The 16,571-nt window shown below is 45.4% G+C and carries 16 protein-coding genes; all 16 read left to right on the top strand.

The genetic code is table 11. The features are described from left to right. Positions 1-9: 9 nt before the first annotated feature. Entirely contained in the window at positions 10-789 is a 780-nt protein-coding gene (gene fliR, locus V7R42_RS03945; RefSeq protein WP_334018900.1) for a flagellar biosynthetic protein FliR, read from the top strand. 6 nt (positions 790-795) lie between these two features. After that, the gene (gene flhB / locus V7R42_RS03940) at positions 796-1,920 is read left to right on the top strand and encodes a flagellar biosynthesis protein FlhB (protein WP_334018899.1); all 1,125 of its coding nucleotides are present in this window, start codon (positions 796-798) and stop codon (positions 1,918-1,920) included. 163 nt (positions 1,921-2,083) lie between these two features. Continuing rightward, entirely contained in the window at positions 2,084-4,183 is a 2,100-nt protein-coding gene (gene flhA, locus V7R42_RS03935) for a flagellar biosynthesis protein FlhA (protein ID WP_334018898.1), read from the top strand. A gap of 29 nt (positions 4,184-4,212) precedes the next feature. Further along, positions 4,213-5,622 (top strand): flagellar biosynthesis protein FlhF, encoded by a 1,410-nt coding sequence (gene flhF, locus V7R42_RS03930; RefSeq protein WP_334018897.1) that lies wholly within the window; start codon positions 4,213-4,215, stop codon positions 5,620-5,622. 5 nt (positions 5,623-5,627) lie between these two features. Next, on the top strand, positions 5,628-6,494 hold the full coding sequence (locus V7R42_RS03925) for a MinD/ParA family protein (RefSeq protein ID WP_334018896.1): 867 nt from the start codon (positions 5,628-5,630) through the stop codon (positions 6,492-6,494). After that, the gene (locus V7R42_RS03920) at positions 6,491-7,222 is read left to right on the top strand and encodes an RNA polymerase sigma factor FliA (RefSeq protein ID WP_334018895.1); all 732 of its coding nucleotides are present in this window, start codon (positions 6,491-6,493) and stop codon (positions 7,220-7,222) included. The genes V7R42_RS03925 and V7R42_RS03920 overlap by 4 nt, the downstream gene beginning before the upstream one ends. A 36-nt stretch (positions 7,223-7,258) precedes the next feature. Continuing rightward, the gene (gene cheY / locus V7R42_RS03915; protein WP_012517682.1) at positions 7,259-7,642 is read left to right on the top strand and encodes a chemotaxis response regulator CheY; all 384 of its coding nucleotides are present in this window, start codon (positions 7,259-7,261) and stop codon (positions 7,640-7,642) included. A 34-nt stretch (positions 7,643-7,676) separates the two neighbouring features. Beyond that, entirely contained in the window at positions 7,677-8,432 is a 756-nt protein-coding gene (locus V7R42_RS03910) for a protein phosphatase CheZ (RefSeq protein WP_334018894.1), read from the top strand. A 12-nt stretch (positions 8,433-8,444) separates the two neighbouring features. Beyond that, complete coding sequence (locus V7R42_RS03905) at positions 8,445-10,679, top strand: chemotaxis protein CheA (RefSeq protein WP_334018893.1); 2,235 nt, start codon at positions 8,445-8,447, stop codon at positions 10,677-10,679. 28 nt (positions 10,680-10,707) lie between these two features. Continuing rightward, positions 10,708-11,838, top strand: coding sequence for a protein-glutamate methylesterase/protein-glutamine glutaminase (locus tag V7R42_RS03900; protein WP_334018892.1), 1,131 nt, complete (start codon positions 10,708-10,710; stop codon positions 11,836-11,838). A 28-nt stretch (positions 11,839-11,866) separates the two neighbouring features. Next, a complete protein-coding gene (locus V7R42_RS03895) occupies positions 11,867-12,628 on the top strand; it encodes a ParA family protein (protein ID WP_334018891.1) in 762 nt (253 codons plus the stop codon). Positions 12,629-12,638: 10 nt separating this feature from the next. Further along, complete coding sequence (locus tag V7R42_RS03890; RefSeq protein ID WP_334018890.1) at positions 12,639-13,445, top strand: chemotaxis protein CheW; 807 nt, start codon at positions 12,639-12,641, stop codon at positions 13,443-13,445. Positions 13,446-13,462: 17 nt separating this feature from the next. Beyond that, positions 13,463-13,954, top strand: a complete 492-nt coding sequence (locus tag V7R42_RS03885) for a chemotaxis protein CheW (protein WP_334018889.1) — start codon at positions 13,463-13,465, stop codon at positions 13,952-13,954. 59 nt (positions 13,955-14,013) lie between these two features. Then, positions 14,014-14,448: a DUF2802 domain-containing protein gene (locus V7R42_RS03880; RefSeq protein ID WP_334018888.1), complete on the top strand. Its 435-nt coding sequence runs from the start codon at positions 14,014-14,016 to the stop codon at positions 14,446-14,448. A 107-nt stretch (positions 14,449-14,555) separates the two neighbouring features. Further along, a complete protein-coding gene (gene metA / locus V7R42_RS03875) occupies positions 14,556-15,494 on the top strand; it encodes a homoserine O-acetyltransferase MetA (protein ID WP_334018887.1) in 939 nt (312 codons plus the stop codon). Between the two features lie 3 nt (positions 15,495-15,497). After that, positions 15,498-16,565 carry a homocysteine S-methyltransferase family protein gene (locus tag V7R42_RS03870; RefSeq protein ID WP_334018886.1) on the top strand — a complete coding sequence of 356 codons (1,068 nt, stop codon included), beginning with the start codon at positions 15,498-15,500 and terminating at the stop codon, positions 16,563-16,565. The last annotated feature ends 6 nt before the right edge of the window (positions 16,566-16,571 follow it).

Below are 16,571 nucleotides of genomic sequence, written 5' to 3'. Positions count from 1 at the left end.
GCAAAAGCGGTGGAAGTCGAACTCGCGACAATCAATCAATTTCTTGCGGACATGCTATTGCCCTTTATGCGTATAAGCGGCTTGTTTGTGGCGATGATTGGCCTAAGTGCTAGGTCAATACCACCGCAAGTTAGAGCGTTGCTGGGCACAATGCTGACACTGATCATCATGCCGGTGGTGCCCCCGTCTCCCATTGAAAATTTGGTGGATGTAGGCACATTTTTAATCGTTATTCAGCAGCTGCTGATTGGCATTGCTATCGGTTTTATTTCAATGATGGTGCTCAATACCTTTGTACTAGCGGGGCAAATTATAGCGATGCAAACGGGGTTGGGTTTTGCATCAATTGTCGACCCTGTCAATGGCATTAACGTACCTGCGGTAGGTCAGTTTTATCTGATATTGGCGACGTTGTTGTTTTGGTCGTTGGATGGGCATTTATCCATGATTCAAATGATTGTGATGAGCTTTGAGGCGTTTCCCATAGGCGAAGCATGGTGGACTGGTGAACAGTTTCGCGATATCGCCCATTGGGCCGGTTGGATGTTTATATCGGCAGTCACGCTCTCTCTTGCGCCAATTGTCTCGCTGCTCATTGTGAACTTGGCCTTCGGCGTAATGACTAAAGCTGCGCCGCAGCTTAATATTTTTAGTATCGGTTTTTCCATTGCTCAGGTAATGGGACTGCTCATTATTTGGTTAACGCTAGATAACTTTACTGCACACTTTGAAACCCAATGGTTTAGAGCAGAACAGTTTATGTGTGAATTATTGAATATTTGTCCGTAGGAAAAAATGGCAGATTCAAGCGAAAAAACAGAAGACCCCACGGGGAAAAAACTCGAAGATGCCCGAAAAAAAGGGCAGCTAGCCCGTTCCCGTGAACTGTCTACGGCATTAGTGCTTATTGTCAGTGCTTTTATGTTTTTGTTTGTAGCAGGGTGGATTGCTGAATCTGTTTTCAAACTTACCCAAAGAATGTTTACCCTCTCTCGTGATGAGACCTATGACACTACACACATGTTTGGCGCTTGGGGCGAAGCCTTTTCTGCGGTAGGTCCTGCCGTGCTGCTTTACATGACCGTTGCTATGTTAGCGGGTATCTATGGCTCTATCGCGCTGGGCGGTTTTAACTTTACGTGGGAAGGTGCAAAACCGAAGGGCTCAAAAATGAGCCCTATCCAAGGCTTTAAGCGCATGTTCGGCATGAACGGCTTAGTCGAGTTACTCAAGTCTATTGCGAAAGTTGTGGTCATTATTTGTATGGCAATTGGGGCTTTATTGTTCTTTGAAGACGAAGCGCTACACCTGGACATGGAGCTTTATCCAGGAAATATATTTCACGCTCTCGACATGCTCAAATGGGCGTTTCTTATTTTGGTGTGTGGCATGATTCCCATTGCACTTATTGATGTGCCTTATCAAATGTATAAGCACAACAAAGAAATGAAAATGACCAAGCAAGAGGTTAAAGACGAGCGGAAAAATGCCGAAGGAGATCCTCTGGTAAAAGGCCGTATTCGCCGTATGCAATATCAAGCAGCTACAAAGCGTATGATGCAAGAAGTACCACAAGCAGACGTGGTAGTGACCAACCCCACTCACTTTTCTGTTGCCATTAAATACGATGAGAAGGGCCTGAGAGCGCCGGTTGTTGTTGCTAAAGGCGCTGATGAATTAGCGATGCACATTAGAAAAATTGCAACAGCAAATGACGTACCGCTGATCCCTTCTCCAATGTTAGCACGCGCCATTTTTTACTCTACAGAAGTGGACGATGAAATCCCTAACGCCCTGTTTATGGCAGTAGCGCAGGTGCTAGCGCATGTTTATCAGTTAAAAGCGCATAAAGCAGGAAAAGGTAAGCGTCCTAAGCCGCTGAAACGGGATTTGCCCATCCCGCCTGAATATCGTCGATAATCATAGTAGCCGGCTGGAAAAATTCCTACTCAATCATGATAGCGTTATTTTTAATCGATTAGCGGTCCATTTACTGGTTTAGTAACAAAGCTGGCACGTTAGTTGAAAACTCTCTTGAAGATTCTTATAAAGCGTCAATTTTCTGATAGAGAGACTCCAAGCCATGCAGTTATCTGGTTATCTACAGCGGTTCGATAAAAATCAACTGCAAAATTTTACGAGTGGTTTAGGCGCCCCTATTGTTCTTTTAGCAATTATGGGCATGGTGATATTACCCATGCCGCCGTTCTTATTGGACGTGCTATTTAGCTTTAATATTGCACTGTCGCTTGTGATTATTTTAGTGGCGGTACTTACTCAACGTCCAGTAGACTTCGGTATTTTTCCCCTGGTTTTGCTTATTGCAACGGTTTTGAGACTAGCGCTAAATGTGGCTTCAACCCGCGTTGTTTTACTTTATGGGCATGAGGGCGGTGATGCTGCGGGTAAAGTTATTGAAGCCTTTGGCGCCGTGGTAATTGGCGGCAACTACGCGGTAGGTATTGTCGTCTTCGCTATTCTTCTTATTATCAACTTCAAGGTTGTGACGGCAGGTGCGGGACGTATTTCGGAAGTAAGCGCTCGCTTTACGTTAGATGCTATGCCAGGTAAGCAAATGGCTATCGATGCCGACTTGAACGCAGGGTATATAGATCAAGACCAAGCACGTAAACGCCGCGAAGAGATTACTGCTGAAGCTGACTTTTATGGCTCGATGGACGGTGCGTCAAAGTTTGTAAAAGGAGACGCGGTAGCGGGTCTTTTCATCATGCTCATTAATATCGTTGGTGGTCTATTCATAGGTATGATTCAGCACGGGCTTACATTCGGTAATGCCATAGAAATCTACACAATTTTGACCATTGGTGATGGCTTGGTGGCACAAATACCATCGCTGTTACTGTCCGTCGCTACAGCTATTATTGTTACCCGTGAAAACGAAACACAGGAAATGGGCAAGGAGATTCGCGGTCAGCTCGGAAATAATCAAGCCCTGTATATTGCCTCGGGCGTTTTATTTGTTATGGGTATTATCCCTGGTATGCCGCATATCGCTTTCTTAGGTTTTTCGTTTCTTATAGCTGGCTTTGCTTATTGGCAGTCGGTTCAAGAAAAGAGAAAAGCGGCAGAGCCTAAAGTGCCAGACAATGTAGTCAAAGATAAGTCAGTTACGCCTGAAGTAAAAGAGCTTGGCTGGGACGACGTTCAGCAGGTAGACACTATCGGGTTGGAAGTGGGCTATCGCTTAATTCCGCTTGTTGATAAATCGCAAGGTGGCGAGTTATTAACGCGTATTAAAGGTGTTCGTAAAAAACTATCGCAAGAGCTGGGTTTCCTTATTCCGCCTGTTCACATTCGCGATAACTTGGATTTAGAACCCAACACTTACACCATTGCTATGTTAGGCGTAACGATTGGTGATTCCATCATTAGTCACGATGAAGAGCTTGCGATAAACCCAGGGCAGGTGTTTGGTAAATTAGAAGGGCGCGCCACTAAAGATCCAGCCTTTGGATTAGACGCAGTTTGGATTAAACCAAATAAGCGCGAACACGCACAAACCCTTGGATACACCGTAGTTGATGCAGCTACTGTTGTTGCCACGCATTTAAGTCAATTACTGTCCAATAATGCTTATCAATTGTTAGGGCATGAAGAGGCGCAACAACTTCTTGATATGCTAGCCAAGCAACACCCCAAACTAGTTGAAGGGTTAGTGCCTGATATTCTTCCGCTAAGTACAGTTGTGAAAGTACTGCAAACCTTATTGTTTGAGGGGGTGCCTATTCGCGACATGCGTACTATAGTCCAAACACTGAGTGAATACGGTACGCGCAGCCAAGACCCAGATGTACTCGTGTCTGCAGTGCGTATTGCCCTTAAACGCCTCATTGTTCAAGAGATTACCCAAGGGGCAAAAGAGATACCTGTCATAACCTTGGCGCCAGAGTTGGAACAGATGTTGCACCAGTCACTTCAAGCAGGTGGCGAAGATGGTGCTGGCATTGAGCCAGGCTTGGCTGATAAGCTGCAAAAATCGTTGCAGCAAGCCAGTCAGCAGCAAGAGTTAGATGGAGAGCCTGCGGTACTCCTTACCTCTGGCATGCTACGACCCGTACTATCTCGCTTCTTAAAATATTCGGTTGTTGGGCTTCATGTTCTTTCTTATCAAGAAGTGCCTGACGACAAACAAATAAAAATAGTCAGTTCGGTCGGTCAATAATCTGACACTGGGTGATTGGAGAGGTTGCAATGAAAATTAGACGTTTCTTCGGCAAAGATATGCGTGAGGCGTTAAGCCAAGTTAAAGCTGAATTGGGCAGTGATGCGGTCATCATGTCAAATCGCAAAGTTGCTGACGGTATTGAGCTTGTTGCAGCTTACGACAAAGAGCCTGAAGCCAAGTTGTTCAAGCCTAATGTTTCTCCACAAGGTGCTGCTAAAGTACCAGGCAAGAAAGCCGTGCCTACCTTAAGCGAAATAATCGGTGATGACGGCCCAGATAGTCTGAAAGCATTGTTAGAAAAGCAGCACGGTGGAAGTAGTAGTGTGCCAGGTTCCGTAACGCCAAACTCATCGATGACAGCGAACGCTAAGCACGCCAACGAAATTGCGTCACATTTGGATTTCTCTGACGCATTTATTGACGACATAGAAACGCATTCACCTGTTCAAGAAAACGTGAATCAACACGCTTTTCCTGAGCATCAGGCATCGAGCATAGGTGATACCCCAGCGACACAATCAGCCGAACTAGCTCAAATTAAAGAGGAGCTGGCGTCTTTGCGCGATGTGTTGCAATATCAGGTTGCAGATTTGATGGAAGCGAAGAACAAACGTCAAAAACCTGTTCATCAATATCTAATTACCCGTTTAACGGATATGGGATTAAGTAATGCACTGGCTAAACAGTTAATAAGCTATACTCCAGCACATTATAATGAGCGTGATGCTTGGGTTTATCTTCTTAACCTATTGGCTAATCGCATAAATGTTACAGGAAACGATATACTTAGTGCACAAGGTGCTGTTGCATTAGTAGGACCAACTGGTACAGGTAAAACAACGACTGTTGCGAAACTTGCTGCCCGCTATGCACAGAAATACGGTGCTGAGTCGGTTGCGATGATTACCATTGATACGTATAGAATTGCAGCCTATGAGCAGTTAGCGACATACGGAAAAATTATTGGCTGCACGGTGAGAAAAGCGCAGACTAGTGAAGAACTTGCGGATTTATTATTCCAACTTCGTCATAAGCGACTAGTATTGATTGATACGGCTGGATTTAGCCAAAGGGATAGTCGATTAATTAAACAGATTAAGCAGTTTGATAACGGCCAAATGCCAAATGTTAAAAAATATTTGGTAGCGCAAGCGAATACACAATATCCTGCGTTGCAGAGAATCATTAAAGCGTATGATGATATTGAACTAAGTGGCTGTATTTTCACGAAGTTAGATGAGTGCTACTCTTTAGGAGAGGTGCTCAGTGCAGCGGTTGAATACCAACTACCGGTTAGTTATGTCACCGATGGTCAGAAAGTACCTGAAGACATTAAGATTGCAGAAGCGAAATCTTTGGTTTCCGCTGCTGCAAAGCTTTATAAAAAGTACGGTTTGAATCATACTAGTGGCAACAACGCAATTAAAACAGCATAAGCAGTATGATTGACGACCAAGCGAGTAGCTTAAGAAAAATGAAGCAATCACGGTTAATCAAAGTAATCGCCGTCACCGGTGGTAAAGGTGGCGTAGGTAAAACAAACATTACACTAAACACCGCTATCGCAATGGCGAAGCAGGGTAAACGTGTGATGGTTCTTGATGCGGACCTCGGTCTTGCTAACGTAGATGTTATGTTAGGACTACGTGTTGAGAAAAACTTATCTCATGTGCTTTCTGGCGAATGCACCCTTGATGAAGTATTAGTGACCGGCCCGCACGGTATAAAGATTGCCCCTGCCACATCAGGTACGCAGTCGATGGCCGAATTGTCGCCTACGCAACACGCTGGCCTGATTCGCGCCTTTAGCGAGCTACGATCACAAATTGATGTGCTTATTGTCGATACGGCGGCAGGCATTTCAGACATGGTGTTAAGCTTTTCAAAAGCTTCACAAGACATTATGGTTGTTGTGTGTGACGAGCCTACTTCATTGACAGATGCGTATGCATTGATAAAAATTCTGAATAGAGAACACGGTGTTTTCCGCTTTAAAGTTGTAGCTAATATGGTTCGCGACGTGAGAGAAGGCCAAGAGTTATTTAGTAAGTTGAGCAAAGTGACAGGGCGTTTTTTAGATGTTGCACTAGAATTAGTGGCAACAGTACCGTTTGACGAGAACATTCGTAAAGCGGTACGTAAACAAACATCCATTGTTGATGCTTACCCGGGGTCACCGGCGGCCGTTGCAATTACACAGTTGGCAAGTAAAGCCTTAACATGGCCTATTCCAGCGCAGCCAGGTGGTCACTTAGAGTTTTTTATTGAACAATTAGTTGCAGAAAAAGCCGTAGGAAGTCAGCGTTGAACAGCAAGGCAGCCGCTTATCAACAACAAACCGATAAGGCGCAGTTAGTCGAACGACATGCACCTTTGGTTAAGCGTATAGCGCATCACTTAATAGCGCGATTGCCTGCTAGTGTTTTAGTAGACGATTTAATTCAGTCAGGAATGATTGGATTACTAGAAGCCGCACGTAACTTTGATGGCTCAAAGGGAGCCAGCTTTGAAACGTTTGCTGGTATTCGCATCCGCGGTGCTATGCTAGATGAAATTCGTAAAGGGGACTGGACGCCGCGTTCAGTTCACCGAAATGGTCGCGCCATTACAGAAGCAATTTCGCAAGTAGAAAGCGAAACAGGGCGAGACGCTAGAGATTCTGATATTGCTAACAAGCTTAATGTAAGCTTGCAGGAATATCACCAGATGCTTAATGAAGTAAATGCAGGAAAGCTGGTTGGTATTGAAGACTTAGGTGTGTCAGATGACGTTATATCGACAGAACAAAATCGAGGTAGCGACGCACCACTGGAAGATTTAATGCAAGGCGCTTTTCAAAAGGCGCTTGCCCATGCAATTACGACATTACCTGAAAGAGAGGCGATTGTACTTTCACTGTATTATGATGAAGAGCTGAATCTCAGAGAAATAGGTGAGGTTCTTGATGTAAGTGAGTCGCGAGTCAGTCAAATTCATAGTCAGGCCATGTTAAAACTCAAATCACGAATGAAGTCGTGGCAAGCTGACGAAGAATAGAAATTAATAACAATTAACCCCTCACTGGAGGCTATTTTGGACAAAAGCATGAAAATTCTCGTGGTCGATGATTTTTCAACCATGAGACGTATCATCAAAAACCTACTCAAAGATTTGGGTTTTTCCAACATCCAGGAAGCGGATGACGGAAGTACTGCATTGCCGATGTTGCAGCAAGGTGATTTCGATTTCGTAGTTACCGATTGGAATATGCCAGGTATGCAAGGTATTGACTTGCTTCGCGCAATTAGAGCCGATGACAAACTCAAGCACCTACCAGTACTTATGGTTACTGCTGAAGCGAAAAAAGAGCAAATTGTTGCCGCCGCGCAAGCAGGTGTTAATGGCTATGTTGTTAAGCCGTTCACTGCAGCAACACTTAAAGAAAAATTAGATAAAATATTCGAACGTTTAGGTTGATCCAGACGCTCACCAGAGAAATGAGGTTTACTGGATGTCAACGAATGTAAACGTTCCAATTTCGTTGGAAGAAGCAAAACAGCTTGTCACCTATCTCGAAGAAGGTGACAACGCTTCTGCCAATGCCCTCTTAGAAGCATCCTCAATGAAAGAAAACGTTGAGCTATTTGCTGAAGTTGGGAAACTGACGCGTCAACTTCATGACGCGCTGAATAATTTTCAAATAGACGACCGCATTAAAAATCTCGCGACCGACGATATTCCTGATGCACAAACCCGCCTAACCTACGTAATTGAAGAAACTGAAAAAGCTGCTAATACTACTATGGATGCCGTTGAAGCGAGTATGCCTATAGCTGAAATGTTGTCGGCGCGCATCGAAAAGGTTATGCCTGAGTGGAAAAAGTTAATGAATCGCCAAATAGAGTTGGGTGAATTTAAAGCTTTATGCGCAGATATAGACGAATTATTGGAGGAAGGTTCGGCGCAGTCAGCTAAACTTACACAGTTACTTACAGAAGTACTGATGGCTCAAGGTTATCAAGACTTGACAGGTCAGGTTATTCGCCGCGTTATCGACTTGGTTAAAGAGGTGGAAGACAGTTTAGTCAACATGCTTACCATGTTTGGTGAACGCGACGGTGCAGAACAAACTAAACCATCTAGCGTTAAGGCCGATAAGGTTGATGGTGTAGAGGCAGAAGGCCCTATCATTGATGCCAATAAGCGCGACGACGTCGTGTCAGGCCAAGATGATGTAGATGACCTTCTGTCTAGCTTAGGTTTTTAGGGGAGCGGGCGCATGTCGTTTGATGTTGACGAGGATATATTACAGGACTTTCTGGTCGAGGCTGGGGAGATACTAGAACAATTACAAGAACAGCTCGTTGATCTTGAGAACAATCCTGAAGATGCGGATTTGCTTAATGCAATTTTCCGTGGTTATCACACGGTTAAAGGTGGAGCAGGTTTTCTGTCTCTTACCGAGTTAGTAGAAATTTGTCACGGTGCAGAAAACGTGTTTGACGTAATGCGAAACGGACAACGAACACTAACACCCGAACTGATGGATATTATTCTGCAAGCCACAGATGTGGTGGTCGAAATGTTCGAACGAGTGAAAGCTCGGGATCCATTGGAGCCAGCAGATGCACACCTTGTCGACTTACTACACAAACTAAGTCGCCCAGAGTCTCCAGATGAGAATATTTTTGGTGGACAGAGTGCGCCGGCATCCGAGCCTGAGGCTGCTGTAGAAGAGCCAGAATTAGTTGTTGAAGAACCTACCGCGCAAGAGCCAGGTACCGGTGATAGCGGTGGAATCGACGAAATCACCGAAGACGAGTTTGAAGCGCTACTTGATGAGCTTCATGGCTCAGGTGCGCCTGGGCAGTCATCGGCGGCCAAAAGCGAGCCAGCTAAGACTGCTGCCCCCGCTGCTGCCAGTGATAACGACGATATCACTGATGAAGAATTTGAAGCTCTGCTTGATGATTTACACGGCAAAGGCAAATTTAGTGGTGAAGAAGCAGCACCAATTGCGAGTGCTCCTGCTCCAGCACCAGCAGCACCGAGTGCAGCAGGTGATGAAGAAATCACCGACGACGAATTTGAAGCATTGCTTGACCAATTGCATGGTTCAGGACAGGGCCCAACTAAGCAGGACACGGTTTCCAAGGCGCCAGAGCCTCCTGTAGATAAGGCAGCAACAGAAGCGATTCAAAAAGCTAAGCAAGCTGCGCCAGCAACTCCTAAAGCTACACCAACTCCTAGTGCCACAGCGCCAGCTAAAGCAAGTGCACCTGCTGCGCCAAAAGCAGCGCCTAAAAAGGACGAGAAGAAGGCGGCACCTGCGGCGCCTCCTGCCGAAACGACAGTGCGCGTTGATACCAAACGCCTTGATCAGATCATGAACATGGTGGGTGAGCTAGTTCTAGTAAGAAATAGGCTCATTAGTTTAGGTATAAACAGTAACGACGAAAGCATGTCGAAAGCTATCGCTAACTTAGATGTGGTGACGGGCGACTTGCAAGGTGCGGTAATGAAAACCCGCATGCAGCCTATCAAGAAGGTGTTTGGTCGTTTCCCTCGTGTTGTTCGAGACCTTGCGAGAAGCTTGAAGAAAGAAATTACCCTTGAGCTAGTGGGAGAGGAAACTGATTTAGATAAGAACCTGGTTGAAGCACTGGCAGATCCGCTTGTGCATTTGGTGAGAAACTCCGTCGACCATGGTATTGAGATGCCTGATGATCGCGCTGCAGCGGGTAAACCGCGGATGGGTACGGTTCAGCTATCTGCATCTCAAGAGGGCGACCATATTCTCCTTACCATCGAAGATGATGGTAAAGGAATGGACCCCGATAAGCTTAAAGAAATTGCCATTAGTCGTGGTGTGCTAGACGCGGATGCAGCAGCACGCATGTCGGATGTTGAAGCATTTAACCTGATCTTTGCGCCCGGGTTCTCTACCAAAACAGAAATTAGTGATATTTCTGGTCGTGGTGTAGGCATGGACGTGGTTAAGACCAAGATTAACCAACTTAACGGTACTGTAAACATTGATTCACAGTTAGGTAAAGGCACCCGACTGGATATCAAGGTTCCATTAACGCTGGCAATCCTTCCTACGCTAATGATTGTTGTAGGGAAACAAACCTTTGCGTTACCATTGGGTGCGGTGAACGAAATAATAAACATGGACATCAAGAAGACCAATACAGTCGATGGCCAGCTAACAATGATAGTTCGTTCAAAAGCAATTCCGCTGTTCTTCCTTGGTGAATGGTTAATTCGAGGTCCCAAAAACATCGATAGGGAAAAGGGACACGTTGTTGTCGTGCAAATTGGCACACAACAAGTAGGGTTCGTTGTAGACGCGCTAATAGGCCAAGAAGAAGTCGTTATTAAGCCCCTTGATGCCTTGTTACAAGGTACGCCAGGCATGGCTGGTGCCACGATAACTTCAGACGGTGGAATTGCATTAATTTTAGATGTTCCGAGCCTGCTTAAACGGTACGCGCGTAAACCCATCAAGTAAGGCGATGAATTAATAGGAATAATAATCCATGGTCTTTAAAGTCCTTGTCGTGGACGACTCGACTTTTTATCGTCGTCGAGTAAAAGAAATACTCGATGGCGATAAGGAACTTGAAGTTGTTGGGGAAGCGAGAAATGGGCGCGATGCACTTGAAAAAGCAGAAGCGCTAAAGCCAGATGTAATAACGATGGATGTTGAAATGCCCGTGATGGACGGTATTTCAGCTGTAAAGGCCATAATGGATAAACGGCCTACACCTATTCTTATGTTTTCGTCGCTAACGCATCACGGTGCGCAAGCGACGCTAGATGCTTTAGAAGCGGGCGCGCTCGATTTCTTGCCTAAGAAATTCGAAGATATTGCGCAGGACAGAAAAGACGCATCGCGTTTGTTGTGTACCAAAGTACGCTTGATAGCACGTCGTGGCATTGGTATGAAGCGCCCATCATTTCGCTCTGTAGAGGCGAGAAGGCTTCCTGATAATGCGCCTAAGCAAGCGTTCTTTAAAACATCGGGTTTGCTGTCAGGTCATAAAGACGCAGCCATACAACCGACCGTTTCGTCTGTAAGAGCGACGGGAAAGCACTATAAATGTCTAGCAATTGGGGCTTCTACTGGCGGACCTGTGGCGCTTCAAAAGGTGCTGTCTCCGATACCTGCAGCGTTTCCATACCCTATTTTGCTTGTACAACATATGCCTGGAACATTTACCTCGGCATTTGCACAGCGCCTAGATACAAATTGTAAGATAAAAGTTAAAGAAGCCGAGCATGGCGACATTTTAAAGCCAGGTCATGCCTATCTTGCTCCTGGTGGTAAGCAAATGCTGCTAGAAAGCATCGGTGTGAGTAAACGTATTGCCATTGTCGATGCGAGTATGAGCGATAATGTGAGCTATAAACCCAGTGTTGATCTTACATTCAGTTCTTTGGCAAAAGCTTACGGTGGGGATGTATTGGGAATTATATTAACCGGGATGGGAGCCGACGGCAGAGAAGGATGCCGAATGCTCAAGGAAAAAGGTGCAACAATTTGGGCGCAAGACCAAGACTCCTGTGTGGTTTATGGTATGCCACAGGCTGTTGCAGCCGCCAATATATCCAGTAAAAACATAAACATTGATGATATGAGCAGTTGCGTTCAAACCGAAATGCGTTAGAAGTTTGAACAGTAATGGAACAGCAAATATGAAAGTGTGGACAGTAGCGAATCAAAAAGGTGGTGTAGGGAAGACGACCACCACGGTGAGCCTTGGCGGCTTGCTTGCTCAGCAAGGCAAGCGAGTGCTCATGATCGATACTGATCCACATGCATCGTTGAGTTATTACTTTGGTATTGACGCTGAAGCATCAAGTCATTCAGTTTACGACATTTTTATTAAGTCAAATGACATTACGGCCGATAATGTTTTGGATTGTTTGTGTCCGACAAAGTTAGATAACTTGTATGTGCTTCCTGCAACAATGGCACTCGCGACCCTGGATAGAACGATGGGAAGCGAACAAGGTATGGGTTTAGTGCTAAAGAAAGCGCTGGCCAAAGTAGCAGATGAATTTGATGTGGCCATCATCGATTGCCCTCCGGTGTTGGGTGTGCTGATGGTCAATGCTCTAGCAGCGTGCAACAAGGTTATCGTGCCTACACAAACTGAATATCTAGCGCTGAAAGGGCTCGATAGGATGATTCGTACAATGGAAATTATGGGGCGTTCGTTGGATAAATCCTTTGATACTGTGATTATTCCAACTATGTTTGATAAGCGCACTAACGCGGCGCTTGCTTCGCGTAAGCGTTTAATGAATGACTACGGTGAGCGTGTGTGGGAAGGGGTTATCCCTGTTGATACGCACTTTAGGGACGCGAGTTTAGTACAGCTTCCCATTTCCTCAGCGTACCCAAAAACACGCGGTGTGTCTGCGTACAAGAAACTATTAGCGGCATTGGAGTAATAACGAGAACATGAGCAAGCAATCGCCTTTTGCCCGTGAAGAAGTGATGGAGGCCTATCTCGATAGCCTTCTTAAAGAGCCAGAAACACCGGAAGATGTGACTGCGCGCACGGCAAAATTGCTCGAGCAGGCTTCTCAGCAGATGGCTGAATCAGCACTTGCTTCTACCGCAAATGAAAGTGAGACGCTATCGGACGAACAAGAGGCGATAGCGGAAAAGGTTACATCGTTAATTGAAACGCAAAAAGCAGAGACGATCGAGGGTGAACAGCAAGAGCCTCAAGCCGAAATTTTAGTAGAAAATGAACAAAAGTCTGCGCTAAGCGGTGCTGAAAAAACAAAAATTCCACTAAAGGATACTCTCGGTTTTCGCTTTCAGGCGCTATTCTTTGAGGTTGCAGGGTTAACACTTGCGGTGCCTTTAACGTCGCTAGGTGGGATTCATCAAATTGAGAAGATTGGCCCTTTATTTGGAAAACCTGATTGGTTTATGGGTGTAATGTTATACAGAGAGTCTAAACTAAGTGTTGTTGACTCTGCAAAATGGGTAATGCCAGAAAAATATGACGAAAACCTCGCACAATCGCTTAACTACCGATATCTTATAATGTTAGGGGAGAGTGCGTGGGGATTGGCTAGCGAAAAGCTGGTCAATACAGTCAATTTGACTACCGATGATGTTAAATGGCGCGAGTCCACAGGTAAGCGTCCCTGGTTAGCAGGGATGGTTAAAGATAAAATGTGCGCGTTAATTGACGTTGAAGAATTAATATTTATGCTTAACAAAGGCTTAGGCAGTAACGACCAGACGCCATAGTATTGGGAGCCAGGTTCATGAGCGACGAAAGAACAAATAACAACGCCACCGACAGCAACGACGAAGTCCTTCAATGGGTAACGTACCGCTTAGGTGAAGAAACTTACGGTATCAACGTGATGCAAGTTCAAGAGGTCTTGCGTTATACCGAAATAGCCCCTGTACCCGGTGCACCTGACTATGTGCTTGGTATCATTAACCTGCGTGGTAATGTAGTAACGGTTATTGATACTCGCGCTCGTTTCGGTTTACCGCCAACAGAAATTACTGATAATACCCGTATCGTTATCATTGAGTCTGATGAGCAGGTGGTTGGTATTTTGGTTGATAGTGTTGCCGAAGTGGTTTACTTGAAATCTTCAGAGATAGATAGCGCGCCTAATGTAGGTACTGAAGAAAGTGCTAAATTTATCCAAGGTGTAAGCAACCGCGATGGCGAACTGCTTATTCTTGTTGATTTGAATAAATTGCTAAGCGACGAAGAGTGGGATGAGCTTAGCAACATCTAAATAAATGAATAGGCGGTATTACTTATTGTACCGCCTACATTTCCCCAAGGGTCGTGTCCATGGAATGGCAGCTTGCTGCACCTACCTTAAACGAACTTATCCTGTGCGTTTTTATTGTTATACTAGCCGTTGCTGTAAGTATTCTGCATTTGCACATCAAGCATTTGCGTGCTGCATTGAGCGAGAGTGAGCATAATAGTGCATCGGCTATTGCGCGAACTGAGGCGCTCGCTAAGAACGCAAATAACCAACAAACCGAGGCCCAGGCTCGCACTTTAGTTATCACTCGCCACCTTCAAGAGCTAGACGAAAAGCAGAACGATATTGAAATTCAGCTTCGCGAGATTAAACTTCAAGATCCTTCCCTACGCTTGTATCAACGTGCAGCTGAGCTGGTTAAACAAGGCGCCAGTATTGACGAAATTATCGATGCTTGCGATATTCCTCGTGCCGAAGCTGAGATGTTGATGATGGTGCACAAACAAAACAGATAAGTGTCAATCTATTCAAAAAAACGTTTAGACGTCTAGACGTAAAGATGTTGACATATCGCCAGTTATAGACACAATACAGATATTGTAATTTATCACTGGAGCCTTCTATGCCAATTCGTATTCCTGAGCAGTTACCCGCGCAGAATGTACTACTAGGTGAAAACATTTTTACCATGGACATGGACAGGGCTGCCAACCAGGATATTCGTCCTCTTGAAGTCGGCATTCTAAATTTAATGCCGAATAAGATAGAAACCGAAGTGCAGCTACTTCGCCTGCTATCGAATACGCCGCTGCAAATTAACGTGGACTTGATTCGAATTGATAATCAAGCACCAAAGAATACCCCGCAGTCACACATGGATGCTTTCTATCACGACTTTTCAGCCGTCGCGAACAAGAAATACGATGGGCTTATCGTAACCGGAGCGCCCCTTGCACTTATCGATTACGAAAAGGTGAAGTACTGGGAGACCATGACTACAATACTGGAGTGGGCACAGCGTCACGTAAACTCCACTCTTTATTTATGTTGGGCCGCGCACGCCGCAATGTATCATTTTTATGGCATAACACGAGAGCTGAGAGACGAAAAATTTTCAGGCGTTTTCAAACACAAAGTGAACGACCCTCACAATGAACTCTTGAGAGGTTTTGACCCCACGTTTCACGCCCCACACTCTCGATATGGGCATATCAACACCTCGCAGTACAACAGTGTAGACGGTCTCAAGGTAGTTGCAGAGTCAGATGATGTAGGTGCGTATATTGTCGCTTCTGATGACAAGCGAATGGTCTTTGTAACGGGTCATCCGGAATACGATCCAGATACGCTGAAAGACGAATACTTACGGGATATTGCCGCGGGACAAACCCCGGCAATACCAAAGAATTATTTTGAAGGGGATGATCCAGCCAAGTCTCCTATAGTACAGTGGCGCTCGCACGGCAGCCTATTGTTTACGAATTGGCTGAATTATTATGTCTATCAGACCACGCCTTATGATTTAAGTCAGCTTGCTGAAAAGTCACAGCCAAAGAGGTAGCACGTGAGCCAAAGACCAATTTCTAGCGCGCAGGCAACGCTAACAGAAGCCGCAAAAAAACGCATTCTTATTTTAGACGGTGCGATGGGTACAATGATCCAGCGCCATAAGTTAGATGAACAAGATTATCGCGGCACTCAGTTTGCCGACTGGCACTGCGATGTGAAGGGCAACAATGATTTGTTGGTCCTGACCCAGCCAGATATTATTTACCAAATTCACTGCGATTACTTTGAAGCTGGTGCGGATATTGTTGAAACGAATACGTTTAATGCTACGACTATCGCTATGGCCGATTATGATATGCAGGCCCAATCACGCGATATCAATTTAACGGCGGCTAAATTAGCGCGTAAAGCCGCAGACGAATTTACAGCAAAAACACCCGAGAAACCCCGTTTTGTCGCTGGTGTATTAGGTCCAACAAACCGCACTGCGTCTATTTCACCTGACGTGAATGACCCGGGCAAACGCAATGTTACCTTTGATGAATTAGTGGAAGCGTATAGCGAGTCTACCGAAGCACTCATTGAAGGTGGTGTCGACTTAATTATGCTCGAAACTATTTTCGATACGCTTAATGCTAAAGCAGCAGCATTTGCGGTGGAGTCAGTGTTTGAAAAACTGGGCAAGTCGCTGCCTGTTATGGTCTCGGGTACTATTACCGATGCGTCAGGACGCACGCTTTCAGGGCAAACCGCCGAAGCGTTTTACTATTCAATGCGTCACATTAGCCCCTTCTCTTTCGGTTTAAACTGCGCTTTAGGTCCGGACCTTTTGCGACAATATGTCGATGAAGTCGCCGCAATCAGCGAGTGCTTCATTTCTGCTCACCCTAATGCTGGCTTACCCAACGAGTTTGGTGAGTACGATATGGAAGGGCCAGAAATGGCTGAACATATTAAAGAGTGGGCCCAGTCGGGACTTGTCAATATTGTGGGCGGCTGTTGTGGTAGCACTCCCGAGCATATTCGCGATATTGCTAACGCGGTTGAAGGCATTTCGCCGCGAAAAGTACCACAGTTTGAACCTAAAATGCGTTTGTCAGGCCTAGAGCCGTTTGTACACTAGGAGGGC

The sequence above is a fragment of the Alteromonas sp. S015 genome (assembly GCF_036864485.1).
Classification (GTDB): domain Bacteria; phylum Pseudomonadota; class Gammaproteobacteria; order Enterobacterales; family Alteromonadaceae; genus Alteromonas.
Note: the sequence above shows the minus strand (reverse complement) of the source record. Positions and strands in the feature narration are given on the sequence as shown.